This window comes from Pseudomonas deceptionensis (assembly GCF_900106095.1).
In the GTDB taxonomy this organism is placed as follows: Bacteria; Pseudomonadota; Gammaproteobacteria; order Pseudomonadales; family Pseudomonadaceae; genus Aquipseudomonas; species Aquipseudomonas deceptionensis.
In genome coordinates this window covers 1799835-1819412 of sequence record NZ_FNUD01000002.1, presented here as the reverse complement: position 1 = coordinate 1819412, position 19578 = coordinate 1799835, and the positions used below count along the sequence as shown (strand labels likewise).

Below are 19578 nucleotides of genomic sequence, written 5' to 3'. Positions count from 1 at the left end.
ACGATTCGTATCTGTGAGGGTAAGGCCATTCCATTCTCCACGCGAACACACATCATCACTCGGCGCAGGCTGGTCGGGGCCTGCGCCCTTTCGGTGGTTGCCATTCTCAGCATCGTTGGCTATTTACTGGTCAGGGAGTACCGCAACACTGAAGAAGATGCTGCACGCTCAGCCCTGAACATCGTGCAACTGATCAGCCGTGATATTCGCAACACCCTCTCGATCTATGACTCCGCGCTCATCAACCTGGTCAATCTGGTGCAAAGCCAGGCACTGGCCTCGCTTTCACCACAGACGCAACAGCCGTTGCTCTTCGACAGAGCCTCCGAGGCGCCGTCCAATGCCGGGTTCTTTGTGCTGGATGCCGAGGGCAAGCTGATTGCCAGCTCACGCCCAGGCACGCCCTCGCTGGACAATGCCAGCCAGCAACCTTGGTTCAAGGCTCATCGCACGGTGCAAAGCGACAAGATTTTCATCAGCCGCCCCGTCCTCACCAATCAGCCCGCCAATGACTGGACCCTGCTGCTGAGCCGCAGAATATCTGCCCCGGACGGCTCGTTCGGGGGCGTTGTCGTGGCCCAGATGAGAATGACCTACTTCCAGAACCTGTTCCGCGGCCTGGACCTTGGGCCGACCGGCAACATCAGCCTGGTCAGTACGGACGGCATCATGCTGATTCAGTACCCGGCGACAGACAAAACCTTTACCGGTCAGGACCTGAGCGAGCGGCCGATCTTTTTGCGTTTTCTCAATGAGCGCTATGGCAGCTTTACCGCCATGTCCGGGCTCTATCACCTGGAACGCCTGTACAACTTTGCCCAGATCAGCGACCTGCCCATGGTGGTCGTAGTTGCCTTGTCGACCGAGCATATCTTCAGCAACTGGCGCCACACCGCCGCTCTGATCGGCACTGCAACCCTGCTGCTGTGCCTGGGCATGCTGTGGCTCACCTGGATGCTGACGCGCGAGCTGCGCCTGCGCCAGCAGGCTGAACGCGAACTTGCCGCCCTCGCCGCCACCGACCCGCTGACCGGCCTGGCCAATCGCCGGATGCTGGACACCACCCTGGATCTGGAATGGCGGCGCGCACAACGCTCCGGCGCGCCGCTGTCGCTGATGATGATCGATGTCGACCACTTCAAGGCCTTCAACGACAACTACGGGCACCAGGCCGGAGACGAGGCCCTGCGCCAGGTGGCGCAGCAGATCAAGACCCATGTACGGCGCCCCGCCGACCTAGCCGCGCGCTATGGGGGCGAAGAGTTCGCCGTGGTCCTCACAGAAACCGATGCGGCAGGCACCCGTCTGCTGGCGGAGAACATTCGGGCAGCGGTCGAGCAGATGGAGCCGGCCAACCCGCATACCACCAGGCTTACGGTCAGCGTGGGCACCTGCACCCGCTACGCCAAGCCCGGTGACAACCAGGAAGAACTGCTCAGCACCGCCGACAAGGCGCTTTATCAAGCCAAGAAACGTGGGCGAAATCGGGTCATGGACATCAATGAAACCGGGCTTAACGCGCTAAAACCCAAACCCGCGCCATAAAAAAAGGCCACCCGGAGGTGGCCTTCAAAAACTAGAGAAAGAAGTTTTACTTAAACTGCCGCAACCGGACGCATGTACGAGATCGGTGCAGTGCTGGCATCTTCAAAGGTCACGACTTCCCACGCATCGGTCTGCTCAAGCAGCTTGCGAATCAGCTGGTTGTTCAGTGCATGGCCAGACTTGAAGCCCTTGAACTCACCAATCAGGCTGTTGCCCAACAGGTAGAGGTCGCCAATGGCGTCGAGGATCTTGTGCTTCACGAATTCGTCTTCATAGCGAAGGCCGTCTTCGTTCAGTACACCATCCGCATCGACCACGATCGCGTTTTCAACGCTACCGCCGAGTGCGAGGTTGTGCTTGCGCAGGTACTCGATATCACTCATGAAACCAAAAGTACGCGCGCGGCTGACTTCTTTTACAAACGAAGTGCTTGAGAAATCCACGGTTGCGCTTTGGGTGCGATTACGGAAAACCGGGTGATCGAAATCGATCTCGAAGCTCACCTTGAAGCCTTCGAAAGGGACGAAAGTGGCGCGCTTGTCGCCATCTTCCACTGTCACTTCACGCAGGATACGGATGAACTTCTTCGGCGCGTCCTGTTCTTCCAGGCCGGCAGATTGAATCAGAAACACGAAAGGTCCGGCGCTACCGTCCATAATCGGGACTTCAGACGCGGAGAGTTCGACGTAGGCGTTATCGATCCCCAGGCCAGCCATGGCCGAGAGCAAGTGCTCTACCGTGTCTACTTTTACATCGCCGTTGACCAACGTGGTCGACATCGTTGTCTCGCCGACGTTTTCCGCGCGGGCAGGGATCTGCACAACAGGGTCAAGGTCTGCACGACAAAACACGATGCCGGTATCCACAGGGGCAGGCTTGAGGGTCAGGTAGACCTTCTCACCGGAGTGCAGGCCGACACCTGTGGCACGGATAATATTTTTCAGGGTGCGTTGCTTAATCATGGCATTGGCCGCTTCAGCGCAAATTGCGAATAGGTATCAACAAAGGCTGGGGATAATAGCAGACCGAGCCTTTGCTGAACACCAATCACCTTAATAGCCCTGATTGATTTCATTAATCAGCCTGTCGACGCAGGAAAGCCGGGATGTCCAGGTAGTCCAGATCGTCTTGAGGATTAAGCTTAGCAGCGGTCGTCGCGCCTTGCTGGGCCTGATTACGCATCACTGTCGGGCGGTCCAGGTCACGGTAGTTAACCACCGGCTGTTCCTGACGCTCGGTACGAGCTTCCTGGCGAGCAGTCGCGCTGTGTGCCGAAGAGGCGGCGTACGAAGTTTGAACGCTGTTGTCGATAACCTTGACCGGCTTCTCGATTTTTGCGCCCAGACCGGTCGCAACCACGGTCACATGCAGCTCGTCACGCATGTCCGGATCGATAACGGTACCGACCTTGACCATCGCGTGCTCGGAAGCGAAGGCTTCGATGATGCTACCCACGTCGGAGTACTCACCCAGGGACAGGTCAGGGCCGGCGGTGATGTTGACCAGGATGCCGCGAGCGCCTTCCAGGTTCACGTCTTCAAGCAACGGGTTGCGAATGGCCGCTTCGGTCGCTTCACGCGCACGGTTCGGACCGCTGGCGCAGCCAGTACCCATCATCGCCATGCCCATTTCGCTCATCACGGTACGCACGTCGGCAAAGTCGACGTTGATCATGCCCGGACGCTTGATGATGTCGGAGATACCGCGAACGGCACCGGCCAGCACGTCATCGGCCTTGGCGAAAGCCGACAGCAGGCTTGCGTCCTTGCCGAGGATGGTCAGCAGTTTTTCGTTCGGAATCGTGATCAACGAATCGACGCTTTCGGACAGCAGACGAATACCTTCGTCAGCGATCTGCATGCGCTTGCGACCTTCGAACGGGAACGGACGAGTCACCACCGCAACGGTGAGAATCCCCATTTCCTTGGCCACTTCGGCAATGATCGGCGCAGCACCGGTACCGGTACCACCGCCCATGCCCGTGGTGATGAACACCATATTGGTGCCCTGCAACACTTCAGCGATACGCTCACGGTCTTCCAGAGCGGCCTGACGACCGACCTCAGGATTCGCGCCGGCACCCAGGCCCTTGGTCACACCGGTGCCCAATTGCAGGATGGTACGCGCGCCGATGCTTTTCAGCGCTTGCGCGTCAGTGTTGGCGCAGATGAATTCCACGCCTTCGATGTTGCTCTTAACCATGTGGTTAACAGCATTGCCACCGCCACCACCAACACCGATAACCTTGATTACCGGGCTTTGCGGGATGTTGTCTACGAGTTCGAACATGGTCCCTCTCCTTTCAGTTCTCTAGTTTTTTTCGCCTACTTCTACTGCTTTGAATCTGTTACCGCTCAAGCCTTAAAAGTTGCCCTGGACCCAGCGCTTAAGGCGCTCAAACACAGGGGCTTTTTGTTCATCACTGCTGTAGTTGTCGCGGTTGCTGATACCCGATATGGAGATACCGTCTGACTGCTTTTGCAGCCCGTACAGCAACAAGCCCACAGCGGTGGAGTAAATCGGATTGCGCACAACGTCGGTCAAGCCTTTGAAGCTGTGCGGCACGCCCAGGCGGACTGGCATGTGGAAGATCTCTTCGGCCAGTTCGACCGCGCCTTCCATCTTCGAAGTACCGCCCGTCAGGACGATGCCTGCCGGGATCAGGTCTTCGTAGCCGCTGCGACGCAGCTCTGCCTGAATCAGGGTGAACAGTTCGTCGTAACGCGGCTCGACCACTTCGGCCAATGCCTGACGGGACAGCTCACGCGGCGGACGATCGCCTACGCTTGGCACCTTGATGGTTTCGCCGGCACCAGCCAGTTTGGCCAGTGCACAGGCGTAACGAATCTTGATTTCTTCGGCGTATTGGGTTGGTGTACGCAGCGCCATTGCGATGTCGTTGGTCACCTGATCACCCGCAATCGGGATCACCGCCGTGTGGCGAATGGCGCCCTCGGTGAAGATCGCGATGTCGGTAGTACCGCCGCCGATGTCGACCAGGCACACGCCCAGTTCTTTTTCGTCATCGGTCAGAACCGAGTAAGCCGACGCCAGTTGCTCGAGGATGATGTCGTCCACCTCAAGCCCACAACGGCGTACGCACTTCTCGATGTTCTGTGCCGCATTCACCGCGCAGGTCACTACGTGCACCTTGGCTTCCAGGCGTACGCCCGACATGCCCAGTGGCTCGCGAACGCCTTCCTGGTTGTCGATCACGTAGTCCTGCGCCAGGGTGTGAAGCACACGCTGGTCAGCCGGAATCGCGACAGCCTGGGCGGCGTCGAGGACGCGCTCAAGGTCGGCCGAGCTGACTTCACGGTCCCGAATCGCCACGATGCCGTGGGAGTTCAGGCTGCGAATGTGATTACCGGCCACACCGACAAACGCCGAGTGGATCCGGCAACCGGCCATCAGCTGCGCTTCTTCGATGGCGCGCTGGATCGATTGCACGGTGGACTCGATGTTCACCACCACGCCTTTCTTCAGGCCACGGGACGGATGCGTGCCAATACCGACGATTTCGATTGTGCCGTCTTCCCCGACCTCGCCCACCAGCGCCACCACTTTGGAGGTGCCGATATCGAGACCGACGATCATTTTCCCGCTTTGCACGTTTGCCATGGGTCCTGCCTCTTCTTAATTCTTCGCGACAGCGGGTTGGGCTATCGTGGGTGCCACAGGTTCCCGCCAGCCGACGGCCAATCCGTTGGCATAACGCAAATCGATGCGCGCTATGTTTGTAATCTGTTCTTTCAGCGTTTTTTCATAGATGGCTATGAAGCGACGCATCTTCTCTACCAGGTGATCGCGCCCCAACAGCAACTCGATCCCGGGCCCTGCACTGCCAGCTCCGGTGGTCAGGAACCAGCTACCGCGCTCACGCAATTCCAGCCGGGCAATGGAGAAGCCCATCGGACGCAGCATCTGGCTCAACACCTGATACTGCTGCATCACTTGCTGCTGGGCCCGTTGGGGGCCAAACAGCTGCGGCAAGTGTTCGTAGTTGGCCAACTCGCGCGGCGTAAACGCCTGCCCCTGGTTGTTCAACAATGCCTCGTCGCCCCAACGGGCAACCGGAAGTTGCTCTTCAAGGCGAATCACCACCTGGTCCGGCCATACCCGCCGTACTTCGGCGTGGGCGATCCAGGGCATTTGCTCAAGCTCGGTGCGCATGCCTGCCAGATCGACGGTGAAGAAGCTCGCCGCCATATACGGGGCAATGCGCTGCTGTACGGCGGCAGGGCTGATGTAGCTCAAATCACCCTGCACATTGATGTTGGTGATCGGCCGATCGGCATAAGGCAGCAAACGCTGCGCACCTTCGTAGGTGCCATACCCCAGCGCCACCAACAGTACCGGCCAGAACAACGCCTTCAAAAAGCCGAAATTGGCTTTTGGCAAACGCACCGACATCGGCTCTTTCGCCACCATCCGGCTGGCGCCACGCGGTACCGGCTTGCGGCCGGGAGCGGGTGGTTGATGACGAAGCGATGCGCCTTGCATGGTCTTAACCTCGCGACTCTTCAACACTGGCTGCCAGAATCGACAGAACCAGTTGCTGGAAATCCAGACCGGCCGCCTTGGCCGCCATTGGTACCAGGCTGTGATCGGTCATGCCCGGCGCGGTGTTGACTTCCAGCAGCCAGAACTGGCCGTCGGTGTCCTGCATCACGTCCAGACGGCCCCAACCGGCAATACCGATCGCCTCACAGGCTTTCGCCGTGAGATCCATGAGCTCTTGTTCTTTGGCGGAATCGAGGCCGCACGGGATTCGATACTGGGTATCGTTGGCCACGTACTTGGCGTCGTAGTCGTAAAAAGTATGCGGAGTGCCCAGGGCAATCGGTGGCAACACCTGGTCACGCAGGGTGGCGATGGTGAACTCGGGACCTGTGATCCATTGCTCTACCAACACTTGCGAGTCGTACTTACTGGCCTCGGCCCACGCGACGATCAACTCGTCTGCAGTGTGCACTTTGGCCATACCGATACTTGAACCTTCATGTGCCGGTTTGACGATCAAAGGGAAGCTCAGTTCCTTCGCTGCAGAAATACAATCGGCTTCGCTGCTCAACACGGCGTGACGCGGCGTTGGAATACCCAGGCTGTGCCACACCTGCTTGGTGCGCAGCTTGTCCATGGCCAGAGCCGACGCCAGGATGCCGCTGCCGGTGTAAGGAATGCCCAGGCACTCCAGCAGGCCTTGCATGCTGCCGTCTTCACCGCCACGGCCGTGAAGGATGATAAATGCACGGTCGATTTTTTCGTGGGTGATGCGAGTGATGAAGTCATCACCCACATCGATACCGAAGGCATCCACGCCTGCACTTTGCAGCGCGCCCAGCACGGCATTGCCCGATTTCAGCGAGACTTCACGCTCAGCGCTTTTGCCGCCGAACAGCACGGCCACACGGCCGAAGTCGGCTGGGGCAATGGTCGAGAACAGATTGGCGTAGGCAGCAGTCATTTCAACTTTCCTTCACTGGCGGCAACAACAGCACCGGCGAACAACGGGCTTTTAATAAGTTGCGGTGCCAGACGGCCGATATCGCCCGCCCCTTGGCACAACAGGATGTCGCCGGCGCGCAGCAGCGGCTTGACGATCGGAGCCAGCTCGACGCCGCGCTCGATATAGATCGGGTCCAGCTGACCGCGCTGACGGATGCTGTGGCAGAGCTGGCGGCTGTCGGCGCCCGGAATCGGCTCTTCGCCGGCCGGGTAAACTTCCATCAGCAGCAGCACGTTGGCGTCAGCCAGCACCTGCACAAAATCGTCGTACAGATCGCGTGTCCGGCTGAAACGGTGCGGCTGGTAAACCATCACCAGACGGCGCTCCGGCCAGCCACCGCGCACGGCCTTGATCACGGCCGCAACTTCGGTCGGGTGGTGACCGTAGTCATCCACCAGCATCACGTGGCCGCCTTCAACCGGCAGCTCGCCGTAGACCTGGAAACGTCGACCCACGCCCTCGAAACCCGACAGGCCCTGAACGATGGCTTCATCGCTGATGCCTTCATCCGAGGCAATGCAGATGGTTGCCAGGGCATTGAGCACGTTATGGTTGCCCGGCATGTTCACCGAAACATCCAGCGGCTCGCGATCAGGTCGCAGGACGGTGAAGAAGGTCTGCATACCTTGCTGGCGAACATTGATTGCACGCACGTCAGCCGATTCGCTGAAGCCGTAAGTCACCGTCGGACGCTTGACCAGCGGCAGGATTTCACGCACCACCGGATCATCCAGACACACCACGGCCAGACCGTAGAACGGCAGGTTGTGGAGGAACTCGACGAAGGTTTTCTTCAGTTTGTTGAAGTCGCCTTCGTAGGTCGCCATGTGGTCGGCATCGATGTTGGTGACCACGGCAACCATCGGCTGCAGGTGCAAGAAGCTGGCATCGCTTTCGTCAGCTTCGGCGATCAGGTAACGGCTGGTGCCCAACTGTGCATTGGTGCCTGCTGCATTCAGCCGGCCACCGATCACGAACGTCGGGTCCAGGCCACCGGCCGCGAACACCGAGGCCAACAGGCTGGTGGTAGTGGTTTTACCGTGAGTACCGGCGACGGCGATGCCGTGGCGGTAGCGCATCAGCTCAGCCAGCATCTCGGCCCGTGGCACCACTGGAATACGACGTTCCAGTGCAGTCGCGACTTCAGGGTTCGAGGTATTGACCGCGCTCGACACCACCAGCACATCGGCGTTAGCTGCGTTTTCGGCACGGTGGCCGATAAATATGTGTGCGCCGAACGACTCAAGACGTTCGGTCACGGCCGATGCGTTCAGGTCCGAACCCGACACTTCATAGCCCAGGTTCAGCAACACTTCGGCGATACCGCACATGCCCACGCCACCAATACCGACGAAGTGGATACGACGGATACGGCGCATCTCGGGTTGTGGCATAGCTTTCTGATTCTCAACCATTGGCCACCTCCAGGCAGATATCTACAACGTTGCGGGTCGCATCAGGTTTGGCCAGGCGGCGAGCATTGGCCGCCATGCTGTTGAGTCGTTCCGGTTGCATCAAAACCTCTGTCAGGCGTGCAGCCAGTTCGGCTGCGCCAGTTGTCGCTTGCGGCATCAGGAAGGCTGCGCCCTCGCGTGCCAAAAAGTCGGCGTTACGGCTCTGATGGTCATCAATCGCGTGGGGCAATGGCACCAGCAGCGAAGGCAGACCGGCCGCAGCCAGTTCACTGACGGTCAGCGCGCCTGCGCGACAGACCACCAGGTCGGCCCAGCCATAGGCTTGGGCCATGTCTTTGATAAAAGGCTGCACTTGAGCCTCGACGCCGACCGCGGTATAGCGCTCGGCAGTAATCTGGTCGTGCTGCTTGCCGGCCTGATGAAACACTTCAGGACGTACGTCAGCCGGTACGTTGGCCAGCGCTTCAGGCAACAACTTGTTCAGCGGCTCGGCGCCAAGGCTGCCACCCAGCACCAGCAGGCGCGCCTTGCGCCCTTCGAGTGCTGCGCGCGGCGCCAGGGTGAACAGCTCGGGACGCACCGGGTTACCGGTGGAACGCAGCTTGTCCGAGGCAGCGAAGGTTTCAGGGAAGGCTTCGCACACACGGCTGGTCATGGGCACCAGCAAGCGATTGGCCGTACCGGCTACCGCGTTTTGCTCGTGAATGATCACCGGCACACCGCAGGTCTTCGCCGCCAGACCGCCAGGCCCGGTCACGTAACCACCAAAGCCAAGCACGCAGACCGGCTTGAGCTGGCGAATGATTTTGCGTGCCTGAAACAGCGCCTTGAGCAACACAAACGGTGCTTTGATCAGCGACAGCTTGCTCTTGCCACGAAGGCCAGCCACGTTGATCAGGTGCAGTTTGAAACCGGCAGGCTCGACCAGTTCATTTTCGATGCCGCGCGGTGTACCGAGCCAGTGCACGGTGTAGCCGCGAGCTTCAAATTCACGGGCGCAAGCCAGGGCCGGGAACACATGCCCGCCGGTGCCGCCCGCCATGATCAGCACATTAGCGCCCATGGGTCGGCTCCTCTGCGAAGTCGCTTTCTTTAAAGTCTGTTTCTTCGCTGCCCAGGTGGGTTCGACTCTCCCACTCGATGCGCAGCAACAAGCCCATGCACACACAGCAGATCACCAGCGAGCTGCCGCCATAACTGAGGAATGGCAGGGTCAGGCCCTTGGTTGGCAGCAAGCCGACGTTCACCCCGATGTTGATCAGGAACTGGCCGATCCACAGGAACGACAAGCCGTACGCCATGTAGGCCGCGAAATATTGCTTGGCACGTTCAGCCCACAGGCCGATGTACATGCCGCGTACACAGACGAACACGAACAGGGCAACGGTCAGCAGCGAGCCGACTACGCCCAGCTCTTCAGCCAGTACCGAAAACACGAAGTCGGTGTGCGCTTCCGGCAGGTAAAACTGCTTCTGTACGCTGTTGCCCAACCCCACGCCGAACCACTCGCCGCGACCGAATGCGATCAGGGCCTGGGTCAGCTGATAGCCGGAACCGAACTGGTCGGACCACGGGTCGGTAAAGGTGATCAGACGCGCCATCCGGTAAGGCTGCGCCTGTACCAGAACAAACACCGCACCCACCGCCAGCGCCACCATCAGGGCGAAGCGGAACAGGCCCACACCGCCGAGGAACAACATCGCTGCCGCAGCGCCCATCATTACAACGGTGGCACCGAAGTCGGGCTCCATCAGCAACAGGCCAGCCATCGGCAGCAGCACGATGAACGGTTTGAAGAAGCCCATCCAGCTCTCGCGGACTTCCTTCTGCTGACGCACCAAATAGCCTGCGAGGTAAATCACCACAAACACCTTGGCGATTTCCGAAGGCTGCACGTTAAAGAAGCTAAAGCCGATCCAGCGCATGGAACCGTTCACTTCACGCCCGATACCCGGGATCAGCACCATCACCAGCAAGCCAAAGGCACCGATCAGCAACAACCAGCCCAGACGTTGCCATGTCGCAATCGGCACCATCATGGTCAGGATGCACGCGCCCAGACCGAGGACGATGTAAAACAGGTGGCGGATCATGTGGTACAGGGTGTTGCCCGACTGCAAGGCGGCAACTTCGGACGATGCCGACGTAATCATCACCAGCCCAAGGCCGAGCAAAGCCAGGCAACCGGCCAGCAACGCGAAGTCGAGGTCGATGCCACGGCCCGTGATCAGCGGCGAAGGATAAGGTTTGAGGATGCCGAAAATCATGCCAGCACCTCCACGGCACGGGCGAACAGCTGGCCGCGCTCTTCGTAATTTTTGAACATGTCAAAACTGGCGCAGGCAGGCGACAGCAAAACCGCATCGCCAGGCAACGCCAATGCCCGGCTTTGCTCGATCGCTTCGTCCAGCGAGCCGACGCGCACCCGGGGTACCGAGTCGCCGATGGCTTCTGCGATCAGATCTGCATCACGGCCCATCAGCACCACGGCGCGGCAGTACTTGGCCACGGAGTCACGCAGGCCGCTGAAGTCAGCACCTTTGCCATCACCGCCGGCGATCAGGACCAGCTTGCCGTCCATATCCATGCCCAGGCCATCGATGGCAGCCAGAGCGGCGCCAACGTTGGTGGCCTTGGAGTCGTTATAGTAGCTCACGCCGTCAAGCTCGCGAACCCACTGGCAGCGATGCTCAAGGCCGGTGAAGGAACGCAGGCTTGCCAGCATGGCGTCGAACGGCAGGCCCACGGCATGCCCCAGCGCCAGTGCCGCAAGGGCGTTGGCCTGGTTGTGTGCGCCGCGAACTTTCAGCTCGCGCACAGGCATCAGGTTCTGAAATTCGAAGGCCAGGTATTTCTCGCCGTTTTCTTCACGCAGGCCAAAAGCCTTGAAGTCGGGCACGCTCAGGCCGAAGGTCCAGCATGGCAGGCCTTCGCTCATCAGCGGACGGGTCAGGGCGTCCTGGCGATTGACCACCACCTGCCTGGCACCCCGGAAAATCCGGTGCTTGGCCAGGTGATACGCCGGCAAGCCGGTGTAGCGGTCCATGTGATCTTCACTGACGTTGAGCACAGTGGCGACTTCGGCGCCGAGCTGGTTGGTGGTTTCCAGCTGGAAGCTCGACAACTCCATCACGTACAGCTCGATGTCATCGCTGAGCAGGTCGAGCGCAGGTGTACCGAGGTTGCCGCCGACGGCCACACGCTTGCCGGCTGCCGCCGCCATTTCACCGACCAGTGTGGTCACGGTGCTTTTGGCGTTGGAACCACTGATTGCAACGATGGGTGCCTTCGCGTTACGCGCGAACAGGTCGATGTCACCCGACAGTTTTACGCCACGGGCCGCTGCCGCTTGCAGGGCCGGAGTCGCCAGTGCCAGGCCGGGGCTCACGTAGAGCTCGTCGGCGCGGCACAGGAACTCGACATCCAGCTCGCCACAACGCACTTCCACTTGCGGGTAGTCACGGCGCAGCGTGGCCAGCTCCGGTGGATTTTCCCGCGTGTCTGCCACGGCAAACGACACGCCCCGCTGCGCTAGAAAGCGCACCAGGGACATGCCGCTCTTGCCGAGGCCGACAACGATGCGGAAGTGGTCAGAAGCGATCAGAGACACAGGTTCTACCTCAGCTTCAGCGTGGCAAGGCCGACCAGTACCAGAATCACGGTGATGATCCAGAAACGGACAATCACGCGTGGCTCAGGCCAGCCCTTGAGTTCAAAGTGGTGATGAATCGGCGCCATGCGGAACACCCGCTTGCCGGTCAACTTGAAAGACGCTACCTGGATCACCACGGACAGGGTTTCCATCACGAACACACCGCCCATGATGAACAACACGATTTCCTGACGCACAATCACGGCGATGGTGCCCAGGGCCGCGCCCAGCGCCAGTGCGCCGACGTCACCCATAAACACTTGTGCCGGGTAGGTGTTGAACCACAGAAACCCGAGACCGGCGCCAATCAGTGCGCCGCAGAACACAACCAACTCACCTGCGCCCGGGACATACGGGATCAGCAGGTAGTCGGCAAATTTCACGTTGCCCGACAGGTAGCAGAAGATACCCAGCGCACCGCCCACCATCACAGTGGGCATGATCGCCAGGCCGTCGAGGCCGTCAGTCAGGTTGACTGCGTTGCTCGAACCCACGATCACAAAGTAAGTGAGTACAACAAAGCCGATGCCCAGCGGGATGCTGGCGTCTTTGAGGATGGGCAGGATCAACGTGGTTTCGACCGCGCTTGGCGCCGTCATGTACAGGAAGATCGCTGCACCCAGGCCGAACACCGATTGCCAGAAATACTTCCAGCGGCTCGGAAGGCCGCGTGAATTCTTCTCGATCACCTTGCGATAGTCGTCGACCCAGCCAATCGCACCGAACAGCAGGGTCACGATCATCACGACCCACACATAACGGTTGCTCAGGTCAGCCCAGAGCAAGGTGCTGATGGTGATTGCCGACAGAATCAGCGCGCCACCCATGGTAGGAGTGCCTGATTTGGACAAGTGCGATTGCGGGCCGTCATTACGCACCGACTGGCCGATCTGACGGTTTTGCAGGGTGCGGATCATCCACGGCCCCAGGCACAGCGACAGGGTCAACGCAGTCAGCACTCCAAGAATCCCGCGCAGGGACAAGTACTGGAAGACCGCGAAGCCTTTGTAGAACTGTTGCAGATACTCCGCTAGAAGCAGCAGCATTAATGTTTCTCCCCGCTGGAACCGCACAGAGCCGCTACGACGTTTTCCATCGCTGCGCTGCGCGAGCCCTTGATCAAAATAGTGGTGTTTGTTTCGTGCTCAGCGCGAAGCGCCTTGATCAGGTCAGCCTGATTGGCGAAGTGACGAGCCTGGTGTCCAAATGCTGTGACGGCATGAGCCATCATGGGTCCCACCGCATAGAGCGCTGAAACTTTGTCGGCGGCATAAGCGCCTACTTCACGATGTCCCTGCTCCGCCCACTCACCCAGTTCGCCAATATCTCCGAGCACCAGGACGGTGCGACCGGAAAAGCCGGCGAGTATATCAACGGCAGCGCACATTGAGGTGGGGTTTGCGTTGTAAGTGTCATCAATAATTCGCAGGCCTGCGGCGGTCAGTTGAGCCACTGCCCGCCCTTTGACCGGCAATACCGCTTCAAGACCAGAAGCGATACCAAACAACGAGATACCTAACGCATGGGCGGCAGCCGCGGCGGCCAAGGCGTTGGCCACATTATGCTGGCCCAGCAAGTTGAGCTGCACGCGGGCAACACCCAGCGGGCTATGCAAATCGAACCCTGGGCAGCCGCGTGCGTCGCGGGCCAGATTGCTTGCATAAAAATTTGCTTCAGGATTAGTCAGGGCAAAGCTGAGCACCTTGCGCCCTGCTGCCCGGACCTGCCAAATACCGAAAGCCTTGTCGTCAAGATTGAGTACGGCGACGCCATCGGCATCCAGCCCTTCCAGAATCTCGCCCTTGGCTTCGACAATTTTGTCCGGCCCGCCGAACTCGCCCACGTGGGCGGTGCCGGCATTGTTGAGTACGGCTACATGCGGCTTGGTCATGCCTACGGTGTAAGCAATTTCACCCAGGCGCGATGCGCCCAGCTCGATCACTGCCGCGGTGTGTTCCAGCGTCAGCTCCAGCAGGGTCAGCGGCACGCCCAGATCGTTGTTCAAGTTGCCTTTGGTCGACAGCACCGGACCGCGGGTGCGCAGGATGCAGGCAAGCATTTCCTTGACCGTGGTTTTGCCACTGGAGCCGGTAATCGCAGCAACGGGCCCGGTGTAGCCGGCACGGTTAAGCGCTGCCAATTGGCCCAGCGCCTGACGGGTATCCTTGACCACCAGCTGCGGCAAGGCCGAACCGGGGACTTCACGCTCAACGAGGGCGGCAACCGCCCCCTTGGCCGCGACTTCGTTCAGATAGTCATGGCCATCGAAGCGCGGGCCGGTCAGTGCCACAAACAATTGGCCCGGGGTAATCGCACGGCTGTCGATACTGACACCATTGAACCGGCTATCGGCCTCGACCAGACGGCCGCTCAGGACAGCCTGCACTTCACTGAGCAACAGAGGCTTAAGCATGAGCAACCTCCCAGGCAGCCAGGGCTTTATCGGCCTCGATCAGGTCAGAGAAGTCATGGCGTTCACCATTGATTTCCTGGTAGTCCTCATGCCCTTTACCGGCCAGCACGATCACGTCGTCGGCATGGGCGCCTGCGATCATCCGGGCAATCGCCTCACCGCGACCGGCCACAAAGGTGACGTTCTGCGGTGCGGCAAAGCCAACACGGATGTCATCAAAAATCTGCGCTGGGGCTTCCGTGCGCGGGTTGTCGTCAGTGACCAGAACCGCGTCCGCCAACCGCTCAACCACCTGCGCCATTAACGGACGCTTGCCGCGATCGCGATCACCGCCGCAGCCGAACAGGCACAGCAGCTTGCCTTTGGCGTGGGGACGCAGGGCCAGCAATACTTTTTCCAGCGCATCCGGGGTGTGGGCGTAGTCAACCACCACCAGCGGACGGGTGCCGCCACCCAAACGCTGCATGCGACCAACCGGACCTTCCAGTTTTGGCAGCACTTTGAGGATTTCATCCAGCGCGTAATCCAGACCCAGCAACGCGCCAACGGCGGCCAGCACGTTGCTCAGGTTGAAACGACCGAGCAGGCTGCTGCGCAGAAGATGCTCGCCCTGGGCCGTCACGATGGTGGCGCGTACGCCATCGTCATCGAAGATCGCGTTACGGCAATACAGTGTGGCGCTGCTGTCTTCGAGGCTGTAGCTGATCAGGCGCGATTCGTGTTTTTCACTCGCCAGCCGGCGGCCGAACTCGTCGTCCAGATTGAGCACCCGGCAACGCAGGTCAGGCCAGGCAAACAGCTTGGCTTTGGCCGCAGCGTAAACCTCCATGGTGCCGTGGTAGTCCAGATGATCACGGGACAGGTTGGTCAGCACGGCCACATCAAAAGCCAATGCGCTGACGCGGCCCTGATCCAGACCATGGGAAGAGACTTCCATGGCGACCGCTTTGGCGCCGGCCTTTTTCAGGTCGGCCAGCATGGCCTGTACCGCAATCGGGTCTGGCGTGGTGTGGCGACCGCTTTGCAGCGCGCCATAAAAGCCTGTACCCAAGGTGCCGACGATGCCGCAGTGCTGCCCCAGCAGGTCCAGCGCCTGAGCCACCAGCTGAGTAACACTGGTTTTGCCGTTGGTGCCGGTTACGCCCACCAGGTTGAGGTGGTGGCTCGGCTCGCCATAAAAGCGCCCGGCAATATCAGACAGCTGGGCAGCCAGGCCTTTGACCGGAATCAGCGGCACATCGGTAATAGGCAATACCGAGGCACCCTCCACTTCATAGGCCACGGCAGCAGCGCCGCGCTTGAGCGCGTCAGCAATATGTTCACGACCATCAAGCTTGCCGCCCGGCACGGCAAGGAACAAATCACCTGCACGTACGTTACGGCTGTCGAGGGTCAGCTCACGAATCAGTAGATCGTGGCCAGCGTGAGGGAAAATCTTGTTCAGGCTCAAGGACATTAGCCGCGCCCTCCTTTGGCTGCTGCGGCTGTTGCTGCCGCTTGTTGCTCCGCTGCCGTCGGCAGGTTATCCGGGGTCACGTTCATCAGGCGCAAAGTGCCTGACATGACTTTGCTAAAGACCGGGGCTGATACCAGACCACCGAAGTAGCCCGCCTTGCTCGGCTCATCGATGACCACAACGATCGCGTAGCGCGGGTCGCTCATGGGGCCAAAGCCCGCGAACAGGGAGCGGTAGGAGTTCACCGCATAACCCTTCACGCCGCCGGACGAGGTTTTACGCGCGGTACCCGACTTGCCACCGACGTGATACGCCGGAACCTTGGCACGCCATACACCACGCGGGTTTTCAATAACTTCCTGGAGCATGCCCTGAACGGTTTTGGCCACTTGCTCAGGCATGACCTGGGCGGCCTCGGCCGGCTTGTCTGCTTTAAGCAGGGTCAGCGGGGCAAGCTTGCCGTTGTTGGCCAATGCCGAGAACGCGTGAACCAGCTGAATCGCGGTAACGGAAACACCGTAGCCGTAAGACAGGGTCGCGGTTTCGGCCTTGCGCCACTCGCGGTAGTTGGGCAGGTTGCCGACACGTTCGCCCGGGAAGCCCAGACCGGTGTCCTGACCCAGGCCCATTTTCGCCATCTGGCGGAAAATCGCTTCGCCGCCGATGTCGAAGGCAACCTTGCTCATACCCACGTTACTGGAGTTGATCAGGATGCCGGTCAGGTCGAGGACCGGACCTTCGGTGCGCGATACGTCACGAATGGTGTACTTGCCCAACTGCAAGGTACCCGGGTAAACCTCGACCTTGTCGGTCGGTTTCCAGCGCCCGGTTTCCAGGGCCGCACTCATCGAAATCGGTTTTACCGTCGAGCCCGGCTCGAACACGTCGATCATGGCGCGGTTACGCATCATTGCCGGTTGCAGGTTGCGACGGTTGTTCGGGTTGTAGGTTGGCTGGTTGACCATGGCCAGAATCTCGCCGGTCTTCACGTCCATGATCACCAGGCTGCCGGCCTTTGCACCGTTCTCGACCAGCGCATTGCGCAGCTCGCGGTTGGCCAGATACTGCAGGCGCAGGTCAATCGACAACGCCAAGGTCTTCCCTGCCTTGGCGTTTTTGGTCACTTGCACGTCTTTGATCAGACGCCCGCGCCGATCCTTGATGACCTGCCGCTTGCCCGGTACCCCGGCCAGCCATTCGTCATAGGCCAGCTCGACGCCTTCACGGCCTTTATCGTCAATATCCGTGAAGCCGACCATGTGCGCCGTTACTTCACCGGCAGGGTAAAAGCGGCGGAACTCTTCAATGCCATAGACACCTGGCACTTTCAGGTCGAGCACCACCTGACCCTGCTCAGGCGTCAGGCCACGGACCAGGTAGATAAATTCTTTATTGGCTTGCTGCTCCAGGCGCGCCGTCAGCACTTTGGGATCTTGCCCAAGCGCGTGCGCCAGCGCTGGCCAGCGGTCCTTGGCAACCTGCATTTCCTTGGCATTGGCCCACAGGGTGGTTACCGGGGTACTCACGGCCAGGGGTTCGCCATTACGGTCGGTAATCAGGCCGCGGTGCGCAGGAATAGGGATATGACGCAAGCTGCGTGCATCGCCCTGCCCCTTGAGGAAGTCATGGTCGATCACTTGCAGGTAAACGATCTGGCACGCGATCGCGCCTACCAGCAGTGCCAGCAATGCCAGCACCACACGAAAACGCCACGGGTAGAGTGCGCCTTCGAGTTTGATCATGGCGCCACCATTCGAACTTCTGCTGCGCCCGGAATGCGCATTTTCAGTTGTTCGCTGGCAAGGGTTTCGATGCGGCTATGGGCAGTCCAGGTGCTTTGCTCGAGGATCAAGCGCCCCCACTCTGCCTGCGCCTTGTCGCGCACGCTCAACTCCCCGTACAGGGTGTTGAGCAATTGCCGGTTCCAGTGCGCGCTGTAAGAAACGCCCACGGCCGAAACCAGCACGCCAATAAACAAGAGCAGCATGAAAAAGCTTCCGCCGGGAAGTGGCTTGGCGAAGAGCTTGTTCAACGAAGCTTCTCCGCGACGCGCATGACAGCGCTGCGCGAGCGCGGATTGGCCTTGAGCTCTTCATCGGAAGCAGTCTGGGCCTTGCCATGAATCTTGATTTTCGGCACAAAAGCCACGTGCTGCACAGGCAGGCCACGAGGCAGGTTGTCGGGTTCGCCCTTGACCAGCTTGCGCATGAACAGTTTGACCATGCGATCTTCAAGGGAGTGAAAGCTGATCACGACCAGACGGCCGCCCACTTCCAGCGATTCCAACGCAGCCTCAAGGCCCGCCTCAAGATCACCCAACTCATTGTTGACGTGAATGCGCAGGCCCTGGAAGGTACGGGTTGCAGGGTGCTTACCCTTCTCCCAGGCCGGGTTGGCCACTTTCAGCACTTCAGCCAGATCAGCCGTGCGCTCGAACGGTTTGATGTCGCGACGCTCTACAACAGCGCGCGCCATGCGCCCGGAAAAACGCTCTTCGCCATATTCTTTGAAAACGCGGGCAATTTCTTCACGGGAGGCGGTGTTGACGAACTCGGCAGCGCTGATACCGCTGTCCGGGTTCATACGCATGTCCAGCGGGCCGTCATTCATGAAGCTGAAGCCGCGCTCCGGATCGTCGAGCTGGGGCGACGAAACGCCCAGATCGAGCAGCACACCGCTGACCTTGCCGGCCAGACCGCGATCGGCAATTTCGGATCCCATTTCAGCAAAGCTGCGCTGCACAATAACAAAGCGGCCGTCTTCGGCCGCTAGCGCTTGCCCGGTGGCAATTGCCTGTGGATCTTTGTCAAACCCGAGTAAACGACCCTCGGGACCAAGCTTCTGGAGTATCAGGCGGCTATGTCCGCCGCGACCGAAGGTGCCATCCAGATAGCATCCATCAGGACGTACGGCGAGAGCCTCTACGGCTTCGTCGAGCAGTACGGTGATGTGGTTGAAGCCGCTATCTATAGTCACAGGATTAAATCACGCAGTTCTTCAGGCATGGCGCCCGGTTGTTGAATGGCTGCAAGGTCAGCGGCAGAAACAGCTTCCCAGGCATCCTCGTCCCACAGTTGAAACTTGTTTAGCTGGCCAACCAACATCGCGCGCTTATCCAACTTGGCATATTCACGCAAACGCGGCGGCACCAGAAAACGACCACTGCCATCGAGTTCAAGATCGACGGCATTACCAATCAACAGACGCTGCAAGCGGCGGTTCTCTTCACGCAACGAAGGCAACGCCCGTAGCTTGGTTTCAATCAATTCCCACTCATCCAGCGGGTACACGCACAAGCAGGGATCTACCGCATCAATGGTCACGATCAGTTGCCCGGAACTACGCGAAATCAGCTCGTCACGGTACCGGCTCGGCATTGCGAGTCGGCCCTTGGCATCGAGACTGATTGCATTGGCTCCGCGAAACACTGTGCGCTTCTCCAAATATTAGCGTTTTACGCCTAGAAAACCCACTTTATGCCACTTTCCACCACTTATGCACACTATAGGAATGCGCCCACCACACCGTCAAGGAGCGACCCGCAGGAAAACCCTTACATAACGGAGATTTAGGAGAGGAAATAGACTC

The 19578-nt window shown here is 59.7% G+C and carries 17 protein-coding genes; 1 reads left to right on the top strand and 16 read right to left on the bottom strand.

Features of this window, described 5'->3' with window-relative positions; all coding sequences use genetic code 11:
• Positions 1-9: 9 nt before the first annotated feature.
• Positions 10-1545, top strand: coding sequence for a GGDEF domain-containing protein (locus tag BLW11_RS08295; protein WP_074836738.1), 1536 nt, complete (start codon positions 10-12; stop codon positions 1543-1545).
• A 50-nt stretch (positions 1546-1595) separates the two neighbouring features.
• Here the strand turns inward: BLW11_RS08295 and lpxC are convergent, their stop codons facing one another.
• From lpxC to mraZ, 16 genes are all read right to left on the bottom strand, one after another.
• The gene (lpxC, locus tag BLW11_RS08290) at positions 1596-2507 is read right to left on the bottom strand and encodes a UDP-3-O-acyl-N-acetylglucosamine deacetylase (RefSeq protein WP_019823785.1); all 912 of its coding nucleotides are present in this window, start codon (positions 2505-2507) and stop codon (positions 1596-1598) included.
• Positions 2508-2619: 112 nt separating this feature from the next.
• On the bottom strand, positions 2620-3834 hold the full coding sequence (ftsZ, locus tag BLW11_RS08285) for a cell division protein FtsZ (protein WP_048359159.1): 1215 nt from the start codon (positions 3832-3834) through the stop codon (positions 2620-2622).
• Between the two features lie 72 nt (positions 3835-3906).
• On the bottom strand, positions 3907-5166 hold the full coding sequence (gene ftsA, locus BLW11_RS08280) for a cell division protein FtsA (protein WP_048359160.1): 1260 nt from the start codon (positions 5164-5166) through the stop codon (positions 3907-3909).
• Positions 5167-5181: 15 nt separating this feature from the next.
• Positions 5182-6048, bottom strand: coding sequence for a cell division protein FtsQ/DivIB (locus BLW11_RS08275; RefSeq protein WP_048359161.1), 867 nt, complete (start codon positions 6046-6048; stop codon positions 5182-5184).
• A gap of 4 nt (positions 6049-6052) precedes the next feature.
• Positions 6053-7012, bottom strand: coding sequence for a D-alanine--D-alanine ligase (locus BLW11_RS08270; RefSeq protein ID WP_048359162.1), 960 nt, complete (start codon positions 7010-7012; stop codon positions 6053-6055).
• A complete protein-coding gene (gene murC / locus BLW11_RS08265; protein ID WP_048359163.1) occupies positions 7009-8469 on the bottom strand; it encodes a UDP-N-acetylmuramate--L-alanine ligase in 1461 nt (486 codons plus the stop codon). Before murC ends, BLW11_RS08270 begins: the two co-directional genes overlap by 4 nt.
• Complete coding sequence (murG, locus tag BLW11_RS08260; protein ID WP_048359164.1) at positions 8462-9532, bottom strand: undecaprenyldiphospho-muramoylpentapeptide beta-N-acetylglucosaminyltransferase; 1071 nt, start codon at positions 9530-9532, stop codon at positions 8462-8464. The genes murC and murG overlap by 8 nt, the downstream gene beginning before the upstream one ends.
• Positions 9522-10736 carry a putative lipid II flippase FtsW gene (gene ftsW / locus BLW11_RS08255; protein ID WP_048359165.1) on the bottom strand — a complete coding sequence of 405 codons (1215 nt, stop codon included), beginning with the start codon at positions 10734-10736 and terminating at the stop codon, positions 9522-9524. Before ftsW ends, murG begins: the two co-directional genes overlap by 11 nt.
• Positions 10733-12079: a UDP-N-acetylmuramoyl-L-alanine--D-glutamate ligase gene (gene murD, locus BLW11_RS08250; protein WP_048359166.1), complete on the bottom strand. Its 1347-nt coding sequence runs from the start codon at positions 12077-12079 to the stop codon at positions 10733-10735. Before murD ends, ftsW begins: the two co-directional genes overlap by 4 nt.
• A 5-nt stretch (positions 12080-12084) precedes the next feature.
• Positions 12085-13167, bottom strand: a complete 1083-nt coding sequence (mraY, locus tag BLW11_RS08245) for a phospho-N-acetylmuramoyl-pentapeptide-transferase (RefSeq protein ID WP_048359167.1) — start codon at positions 13165-13167, stop codon at positions 12085-12087.
• Positions 13167-14534 (bottom strand): UDP-N-acetylmuramoyl-tripeptide--D-alanyl-D-alanine ligase, encoded by a 1368-nt coding sequence (locus BLW11_RS08240; RefSeq protein ID WP_048359168.1) that lies wholly within the window; start codon positions 14532-14534, stop codon positions 13167-13169. Before BLW11_RS08240 ends, mraY begins: the two co-directional genes overlap by 1 nt.
• A complete protein-coding gene (locus tag BLW11_RS08235) occupies positions 14527-15990 on the bottom strand; it encodes a UDP-N-acetylmuramoyl-L-alanyl-D-glutamate--2,6-diaminopimelate ligase (RefSeq protein WP_048359169.1) in 1464 nt (487 codons plus the stop codon). The genes BLW11_RS08240 and BLW11_RS08235 overlap by 8 nt, the downstream gene beginning before the upstream one ends.
• Complete coding sequence (locus BLW11_RS08230) at positions 15990-17732, bottom strand: peptidoglycan D,D-transpeptidase FtsI family protein (protein ID WP_048359170.1); 1743 nt, start codon at positions 17730-17732, stop codon at positions 15990-15992. Before BLW11_RS08230 ends, BLW11_RS08235 begins: the two co-directional genes overlap by 1 nt.
• A complete protein-coding gene (gene ftsL / locus BLW11_RS08225; protein WP_019823808.1) occupies positions 17729-18022 on the bottom strand; it encodes a cell division protein FtsL in 294 nt (97 codons plus the stop codon). The genes BLW11_RS08230 and ftsL overlap by 4 nt, the downstream gene beginning before the upstream one ends.
• Positions 18019-18966 carry a 16S rRNA (cytosine(1402)-N(4))-methyltransferase RsmH gene (gene rsmH / locus BLW11_RS08220; RefSeq protein WP_048359171.1) on the bottom strand — a complete coding sequence of 316 codons (948 nt, stop codon included), beginning with the start codon at positions 18964-18966 and terminating at the stop codon, positions 18019-18021. Before rsmH ends, ftsL begins: the two co-directional genes overlap by 4 nt.
• Positions 18963-19418 carry a division/cell wall cluster transcriptional repressor MraZ gene (gene mraZ, locus BLW11_RS08215; protein WP_048359172.1) on the bottom strand — a complete coding sequence of 152 codons (456 nt, stop codon included), beginning with the start codon at positions 19416-19418 and terminating at the stop codon, positions 18963-18965. Before mraZ ends, rsmH begins: the two co-directional genes overlap by 4 nt.
• Between the last annotated feature and the right edge of the window lie 160 nt (positions 19419-19578).

Excerpts from the sequence above, each read along its gene's own strand:
- lpxC (WP_019823785.1), bottom strand. The coding sequence starts at position 2,507 with ATGATTAAGCAACGCACCCTGAAAAATATTATCCGTGCCACAGGTGTC.
- ftsZ (WP_048359159.1), bottom strand. The coding sequence starts at position 3,834 with ATGTTCGAACTCGTAGACAACATCCCGCAAAGCCCGGTAATCAAGGTT.
- ftsA (WP_048359160.1), bottom strand. The coding sequence starts at position 5,166 with ATGGCAAACGTGCAAAGCGGGAAAATGATCGTCGGTCTCGATATCGGC.
- BLW11_RS08275 (WP_048359161.1), bottom strand. The coding sequence starts at position 6,048 with ATGCAAGGCGCATCGCTTCGTCATCAACCACCCGCTCCCGGCCGCAAG.
- BLW11_RS08270 (WP_048359162.1), bottom strand. The coding sequence starts at position 7,012 with ATGACTGCTGCCTACGCCAATCTGTTCTCGACCATTGCCCCAGCCGAC.
- murC (WP_048359163.1), bottom strand. The coding sequence starts at position 8,469 with ATGGTTGAGAATCAGAAAGCTATGCCACAACCCGAGATGCGCCGTATC.
- murG (WP_048359164.1), bottom strand. The coding sequence starts at position 9,532 with ATGGGCGCTAATGTGCTGATCATGGCGGGCGGCACCGGCGGGCATGTG.
- ftsW (WP_048359165.1), bottom strand. The coding sequence starts at position 10,736 with ATGATTTTCGGCATCCTCAAACCTTATCCTTCGCCGCTGATCACGGGC.
- mraY (WP_048359167.1), bottom strand. The coding sequence starts at position 13,167 with ATGCTGCTGCTTCTAGCGGAGTATCTGCAACAGTTCTACAAAGGCTTC.
- BLW11_RS08240 (WP_048359168.1), bottom strand. The coding sequence starts at position 14,534 with ATGCTTAAGCCTCTGTTGCTCAGTGAAGTGCAGGCTGTCCTGAGCGGC.
- BLW11_RS08235 (WP_048359169.1), bottom strand. The coding sequence starts at position 15,990 with ATGTCCTTGAGCCTGAACAAGATTTTCCCTCACGCTGGCCACGATCTA.
- BLW11_RS08230 (WP_048359170.1), bottom strand. The coding sequence starts at position 17,732 with ATGATCAAACTCGAAGGCGCACTCTACCCGTGGCGTTTTCGTGTGGTG.